We start from the raw sequence: 6,606 nt of genomic DNA on the forward strand, positions 1-6,606 counted from the left end.
ATATTGTATCAAAAATTTCGGCTTTTGTACACTCTTTTTTTAAAAAAGCTTTGCAGCTTTCCCAACTTTCCACCCGAAAGGTGGTCTGCGCCACCACATGAATGGATTCTTGTTGCAAAAGTTCAGGCAACAATTTTTGCAGCTCTTCTTGGTTGGCAAAAACCCGCACCGGACCCGTCGCATGGCCTACAATTCCCTGTACTTCGGGGTGGTTCGCATCCCCCGCCACCAACAAAAGCGCACCATTTTTGCCTGCTTCTGCGGCCAATTTATGGATTTTTGCAACAAACGGGCAGGTAGCGTCATGATACGCCAGGCCGCGTGTGTTTATTTTTTCATACACATCCCGGGGCACGCCATGGCTGCGGATGATCACTTCGTATCCATCCGGCACCGATTCTACCGCGTCGCAGGTCAGTGCGCCCTTCTGTTCCAGATCTTCCACCACCTGCGGATTGTGGATCAGCGGGCCCAGCGTAGCCACACGCCGTCCCTCGCCCAGCAGGTCGTAGGTCAGCTTTACAGCACGGTCAACGCCGAAGCAAAAGCCGGCGGTCTTGGCACGAATTACCTTCATAGGGTTAGCTCCTTTTTGCAAAGGTCAGGGGTTGGGCTGCCGTTTCCCTTCGGCAACGGCAGGGGGATTTTGCACCGCCGCTTCGGGCGGCACAGACTGGGTCTGGGCAGGCTGTACGTCAAAGGCGTTCTGTTCCAGCAGCAGTTCCAGCGCTTCTTTCAAGCGGCTTTTCATATGACGCAGCGCCGTGACTTTATGCCCAGCATCGGTGATCTGCAGTTCCGCGGCGGGGATCGCCGGGCCAAACACCACCCGGATACGGCAGAAGAGGTGCAGCTTGCCGTCCTTGGTGTTGTAGATGATCCGGCAGGGCAGCATATCCGCCCCAGCCGACGCCGCAATGACAAAGGCTCCGCTTTTAAGGATGCCCAACTTTCCGTTCTTGGTACGGGTCCCTTCAGGGAAAATCAACACCCCGACGCCCTTGCGGCAGGCATTGGTGACCTTTTCCAGCGTAACGGTGTCGCCCTTGCCGCGCTCGATGGAAACCGCCCCCATGCAGCGCAAAAACCAGCCAATAAAAGGGTTCTTGAACAGTTCCTCTTTGGCAAGCACACACATGCGGCGCCAGTCCATCACAGCAATGGCAATGAACACAGGGTCCAAATTGGCAATATGGTTGGACGCGATCACAAAAGCGCGGCCATCCCGCACGGCCTTATAATTTTCCAGACCGATGACTTCGATGCGCCAGACGAGCCGCGCGAGTACCCAGACGATGGGCAGAATGATCCAATACAGCAGCATGTGTGCGCCTCCAAAAATTAGGTGTGTTCCAGAATCGTGCGTTTGAGCACCGCAAAACTCTGGTCAAAATCGATGTCGCTGGTATCGACACGGATGGCATCTTCCGCCTGACGCAGCGGTGCCACCGCCCGGTTGGTGTCCTGATCGTCCCGCTGCCGGATGTCCGCCAAAACGGTGGCAAAGTCCGCAGGCTGGCCTTTGTCCTGCAATTCCTTGCAGCGGCGCTGGGCCCGGGCCTCGGCGCTGGCCGTCAGGAAGATCTTTACGGTGGCGTGGGGCAGCACGACCGTGCCGATGTCCCGCCCATCCATCAGGACATTCTGGTTGGCAGCCAGCCCCCGCTGGGTATCCAGCAGGAAAGCCCGCACTGCCGGGTGGGCCGACACCGCCGACGCCGCCATGCCGATCTCCTCGGCCCGGATGGCTTCGCTCACATCTTCCCCGTTGAGGTAGACATGCTGTGTGCCATCCTCCAGCCGGATATCCAGTTGGATCTGGGGCAGCAGCGCCGCCACCGCGGCAGCATCCTGAAGGTCCGCCCCCTGCCGCACCGCATACAGACCAATGCTGCGGTACATGGCACCGGTGTCCACATACACATATCCCAGATCGGCCGCCAAACGCTTGGCCAAGCTGGACTTACCGGCCCCGGAAGGACCGTCGATGGCTACTGAAATCATGGATAACACCTCGTTGTTGTATAGCGTTTTGCTGGCGGCGTACCGCTTGCAAGGAAATCTTTTAAAGATCGGCTACTGCTCGGGCCGCTGCCTGCGCGGTAGACCAAGCGATCTGCAGATTGTAACCGCCGGTTCGGGCGTCTACATCTAGCACTTCCCCGGCGAAGTAAAGCCCCGGACAGCACTTGCTGGCCATCGTCTTGGGGTCTACTTCCCGCACATCCACACCACCGGCGGTGACCACCGCGTGTTCCCGGTCGCCCAGCGCCGTGACGGGCACCGTCCAGTGTTTGCAAAGCTGCACCAGCGCTTGTTTTTGCTCCCGGGTGATCTGCGCCGCCCGGGTGGCGGGGTCTACCCCCCATTTTTCCACCGCCACAGGACGCATGGAATGGGGCAGCAGCTTTTCCAATGTCCCCTGTGCGCTGTGCCCGCCCAACGCCGCGAAGTCCCGGGTCAACCGGTCATACAGCGTCTTTTCGTCCAGCGCGGGTTTTAGGTCAAACTCGCAGGCATATGCGTGGTGAGCCAGATCTTCGATATAGGTGCTGGCGGAAAGTACCAGCGGCCCCGACAAGCCAAAGTGGGTGAAGAGCGCTTCGCCCTGTTCGGAGAAAAGCGGCTTGTCGTCGCATAGTAAGGTCAGCCGCACGTTGCGCAGGGAAAGCCCCATCATCCGGCGGCAGGCCGGATCGGGGCTGACCAGACTGCACAGGCTGGGCTGGGGCGGCACGATGGTATGCCCTGCCTGCCGGGCCAGCCGATAACCGCTGCCGTCGCTGCCGGTGACCGGATAGCTGATACCGCCGGTGGCCACCAGCGTGGCCGACGCCCGCAGCGTCTGGCCTCGGTCGGTAACCGCACCCCGGCAAACGCCGTCCTCCAGCAAAAGTGCTTTGGCGCTGCCCCGCACAAATTCAGCATCCCGGGCATAGGCCCGCAAGGCAGCCAACACGTCGGCGGCACGGTCGCTCTGAGGGAACACCCGGCGGCCCCGCTCGGTCTTGAGGGGTACACCCAGCGATTCAAACAGTTCCATCGCCGCCGAGGGTGGGAACGCATACAAACTGGAATAGAGAAACCGCCCGTTATGGCGCACATAGGGCAAAAATTCCCGCACATCGCTGTCGCTGGTAACGTTGCACCGTCCCTTGCCGGTGATGAGCAGTTTCTGCCCCGGGCCTTTGGGGTTGTGTTCCAACACCGTGACCCGCAGCCCCCGGGCACAGGCAGCTCCCGCCGCCATCAGGCCCGCAGCGCCGCCGCCAATGATGAGAAGATCGGTCATGCAGCGTTCTCCTTTCCCTTACGGGGCCAGCCGAATGCCGCCACCGACACAAACGCATAGAGCAAAAACAAGGGATGCACCGTGGCCAGATACATCGTGCTGGTACCGATGCCGAAGCTGGAAACCTCCACGAAGGCGATCATGGCACAGCGCAGCAGCGCCATGCCCAAAATGCCGAAGAGCAGCAGCCACGGCACCACCCGGTCTGCTGTGGGACGGCGCAGCATCCGGGGCAGTGCCGCCAGATGGCAGACCAGCCCCGCCAGCAAGCCCAGCCAGAGCAGGGCACGGTAGAGCCACGTGATCGCTTCCATGCCGTGAAACGCCAATTTTTGGTAGGGGTTATAGTACGGGGTGTCCTTACCGGCTTCGGCAGCGTTGTTGATGCCGCAGTGCAGGTAGGACGACCACTGGGCCACATCTTCCTCGGTGCCGATGGAACGCGCCGTTTCGTAGGGGGCGCAGTCCGCAAAGGTCACCACATGCAAAACACCCCGCACCGTCTCGGCCAAGGTGGGCGCCACATAGTCCAGCGTGATGGGCTGGCTGGTGGCCGCTCGTTCCCCGGTGCGGCTGGGCAGCGTGCCGTCATCACAGGCCGCATTGATGGCATCGGCCACCGACTGCCAATAGGCATCCGCGGTCTGGGGCGTTTCATAGATGCCCTCTTTCTGGGCAGCACGGCGGATCGCCCAATAAAAGCTGCCCGCCCGGTAATCATCCAGTTTCGGGTCCCGGAAATCGTTCTGGAGCTGTTCGTCCTCTTCCAGCCAGTAGGACAGCGGTTCCAGTTCGGGTATCGCCGCGTAGAGTTTTTCCCGGGCATCAGCAGGCACCGAGAGCAACGGTTCCTCGCTGTCGGTATCTACCCGCATCATTGCCCCCATAGCTGCGGCAAAGGAGCCCTCGGAGAAATCCGAAAGAGCAAAAACGCCGTAGTAGTGCTGGTTGATGCCGCAGAAGGTCAGCACAGCGGCAGCCAGCATGGCGTAGGGCAGCGCCTGAACCGCACAACTGCGCCAACGGCGGGCACGCACCAACACCACCAGCAAAATGCCTGTGGCCACCACGGCAAAGGGCAGTAAAAACAGACCGGCATCCTCCCGGTCCAGATACCCGCAGGCCAAACCCAGACCGGCGGCCAGCAGCCACGGCCAAAGCCGTTTTTCCCCCGCCGGATAGAGCACCGCCCGCAGGGCCGCACCGGCCATACCGGCAAAAAACACAAGGCAGAGCGCCGGGAAAATATTATCCCGATAAACCCGCAGCGTATAGGACGCCCAACTGGAGGGCAGATAGGCCAGCAGAGCAAAAAGGGCCAGCGTATAGACCCGGCTGCGGCCCGATTCCGCCCGACGCCACAGCGGCGAAAAGGCGAAAGCCGCCAACAGCGATGCTGCGCACCACAGCGCAGCCCCGCTCACTAAATATGGCAGGCGGAGGGCATGAAGCAGCGCCAGCCATACCGGGAAAAACATGGCTTTGGAGAGGGTCAAGTAATCATAGGGGCCCAGCCAGGTGCCCGCCGAAATGGCATTGGCGGCGCGGAACATCAGTTCATCATCCAGCGGAGCCCCGCCCACCCATATATATGCCTGTTGAAAGGAGGCCAGCGCGCAACGCAAACACACCAGCAGTGCAAGGCACAGCCAGAAGGCGCGGCGGCTCAGTTGTAGGCGGATGGTTTTCATTTTTGCAGTTTTTCGATGCTTTCCACAAGATATTTTTGCTGGGTAAAGGTCAGATCCAGCAGTAAGGACAGGTACTTGACCACGATGGTAAGTACCGCGAACAGACCGGCAAAGCCCACCGTGATGACGAACATCGTGGTGGTCCACCCGGCTACCGGATGGCCGGTGAAGAAGATCAGCAGCGTGTAGAGCAGTTCGGCCAGCGCCAGTGCCAGCATACAGAGGGTGACCCCCATGCTGACCTTGAACCCGGCGTCGGTGTATAGCGCCAAGCTGTCAATCGCCAGATTGAACCGGCCCGCTTGTTTTTCCGTCATGCTGCCCGCAAAGTTCAGGTCTGCCATTTTGAGTCCCGAAGCGGCATAGGCAGCCTTCCGGTAGGGCAGATGGGCACTGGAAGCGTGTACCCGGTTGATAGCCCGCCGAGTCACCAGCCGGAAAGCGTCGGTGCGAAGCTGATAGGGGGAGTGAGAGTAGGCGTTAAAGACCTTATAGAACAGCTTACTGCCGCGGCGGGTCGTATCGGGGCAGACCGACACGATGTCGTTGCCCTGCAGCGCCGTCTGGTACGCCGCAAAGATACACTCCGCCGGGTAGGGCATCTGGGTGGAGTCGAACTCGTAGACATAGTCGCCGATGGCGGCATCCAGCCCGGCGTTCATCGCCTTTTCCAGCCCATGGTAGAGGCTCATATGCAGAATGGTCAGCGGTGCGGCCTGTTCCCGTCCCCAGCGGCGAAGCTGCTCCACCGTATCGTCGGTGCAGGCGTCATCCACCGCCACCAGCTCGTACTGGTCGAAGTGGGCATCCAACTGGGCGGCCACCCCACGGCAGAATTCTGCCGCCCGGGCACCGTCGTTGTGCAGATAGACGACCGCCGAAACGAAGTTTTTCTCTTTTGTGTTCACAGTTCCAGCACCTCGTCTAAATCGTATACGGTATTGATCTTGCCGGACAGCACGCTGACCAGCTTGGGTTCTTCCTTCATCACCCGGATCACGGTGGGCCGGGAGTCATCGATCTCGCTGGCTTTCAGGATGGGCTTCATGCTGAACAGGCTGCTGTGGTAGGCAAAGCCGTATTCTTCTTTCAGGTATTTCCGGGCCAGACGGCTCATGTAGGGCCAAGCACTGGCGGGTTTGGCCGGGCATTCGTTGCAGTTGTACAGGTTGCCCGGCCCGCACAGGCCGCCGCTCTGCTGCTGACAGGGGAAGGTCGCCACACTGTCGTAGCTGGTCTCGTGAGGAGTAAAAGTCACGCTGGTCAGGCTGTGCAGCCCGGTCTGACCAAAGGGCATCAGACTGAAAAACGGTCCGTCCATCACGGTGATGCCGGTGCGCTTCAGCCGTTCATCCACCGTGCAGAGGATGATCTCGCACTTTTCGTACTTGATCTGGAAGGGGGGCAGCCCCAACAGGGCATGGACGTCGTTTACCCCCGCATAGGTAGCGTTGAGCAGATAGGGGGCTTCGGCGGTGATCTCCCCTGCCGTGACCTGCCACGCCTTCCCCACCGTCTGGATGCGCTCCGGCTTATGGCCGTAGAGCACCGTCACGTTGGGCAGTTTGGCCAGTTGTTCCAAAAACCACTTTTTCAGCACCTGCGCGTCGTAGGTGTACTCGG

Annotated in this window: 6 protein-coding genes and 1 pseudogene; all 7 read right to left on the reverse strand. The window is 60.3% G+C overall.

Translation table 11 applies throughout. The annotated features are described in order from the left end of the window. Window positions 1-577: 4-hydroxy-3-methylbut-2-enyl diphosphate reductase (locus Q0526_RS10980; RefSeq protein WP_298733510.1), on the reverse strand; the 577-nt coding region annotated here is incomplete at its 3' end. A 24-nt stretch (window positions 578-601) separates the two neighbouring features. After that, window positions 602-1,324 (reverse strand): lysophospholipid acyltransferase family protein, encoded by a 723-nt coding sequence (locus Q0526_RS10985; protein ID WP_298733512.1) that lies wholly within the window; start codon window positions 1,322-1,324, stop codon window positions 602-604. Window positions 1,325-1,341: 17 nt separating this feature from the next. Then, window positions 1,342-2,004: a (d)CMP kinase gene (gene cmk / locus Q0526_RS10990; protein ID WP_298733514.1), complete on the reverse strand. Its 663-nt coding sequence runs from the start codon at window positions 2,002-2,004 to the stop codon at window positions 1,342-1,344. 61 nt (window positions 2,005-2,065) lie between these two features. Next, window positions 2,066-3,292, reverse strand: a complete 1,227-nt coding sequence (locus Q0526_RS10995) for an NAD(P)/FAD-dependent oxidoreductase (protein WP_298733516.1) — start codon at window positions 3,290-3,292, stop codon at window positions 2,066-2,068. Beyond that, window positions 3,289-4,983, reverse strand: a complete 1,695-nt coding sequence (locus Q0526_RS11000; protein WP_298733517.1) for a hypothetical protein — start codon at window positions 4,981-4,983, stop codon at window positions 3,289-3,291. The genes Q0526_RS10995 and Q0526_RS11000 overlap by 4 nt, the downstream gene beginning before the upstream one ends. Continuing rightward, a complete protein-coding gene (locus Q0526_RS11005; protein ID WP_298733520.1) occupies window positions 4,980-5,891 on the reverse strand; it encodes a glycosyltransferase in 912 nt (303 codons plus the stop codon). The genes Q0526_RS11000 and Q0526_RS11005 overlap by 4 nt, the downstream gene beginning before the upstream one ends. Next, window positions 5,888-6,606: pseudogene (locus Q0526_RS11010) on the reverse strand (amino acid oxidase); the annotation flags it as partial. The gene Q0526_RS11005 and the pseudogene Q0526_RS11010, both read right to left, overlap by 4 nt.

It is taken from the genome of uncultured Subdoligranulum sp. (assembly GCF_937890665.1).

Excerpts from the sequence above, each read along its gene's own strand:
- Q0526_RS10985 (WP_298733512.1), bottom strand. The coding sequence starts at position 1,324 with ATGCTGCTGTATTGGATCATTCTGCCCATCGTCTGGGTACTCGCGCGG.
- cmk (WP_298733514.1), bottom strand. The coding sequence starts at position 2,004 with ATGATTTCAGTAGCCATCGACGGTCCTTCCGGGGCCGGTAAGTCCAGC.
- Q0526_RS10995 (WP_298733516.1), bottom strand. The coding sequence starts at position 3,292 with ATGACCGATCTTCTCATCATTGGCGGCGGCGCTGCGGGCCTGATGGCG.
- Q0526_RS11000 (WP_298733517.1), bottom strand. The coding sequence starts at position 4,983 with ATGAAAACCATCCGCCTACAACTGAGCCGCCGCGCCTTCTGGCTGTGC.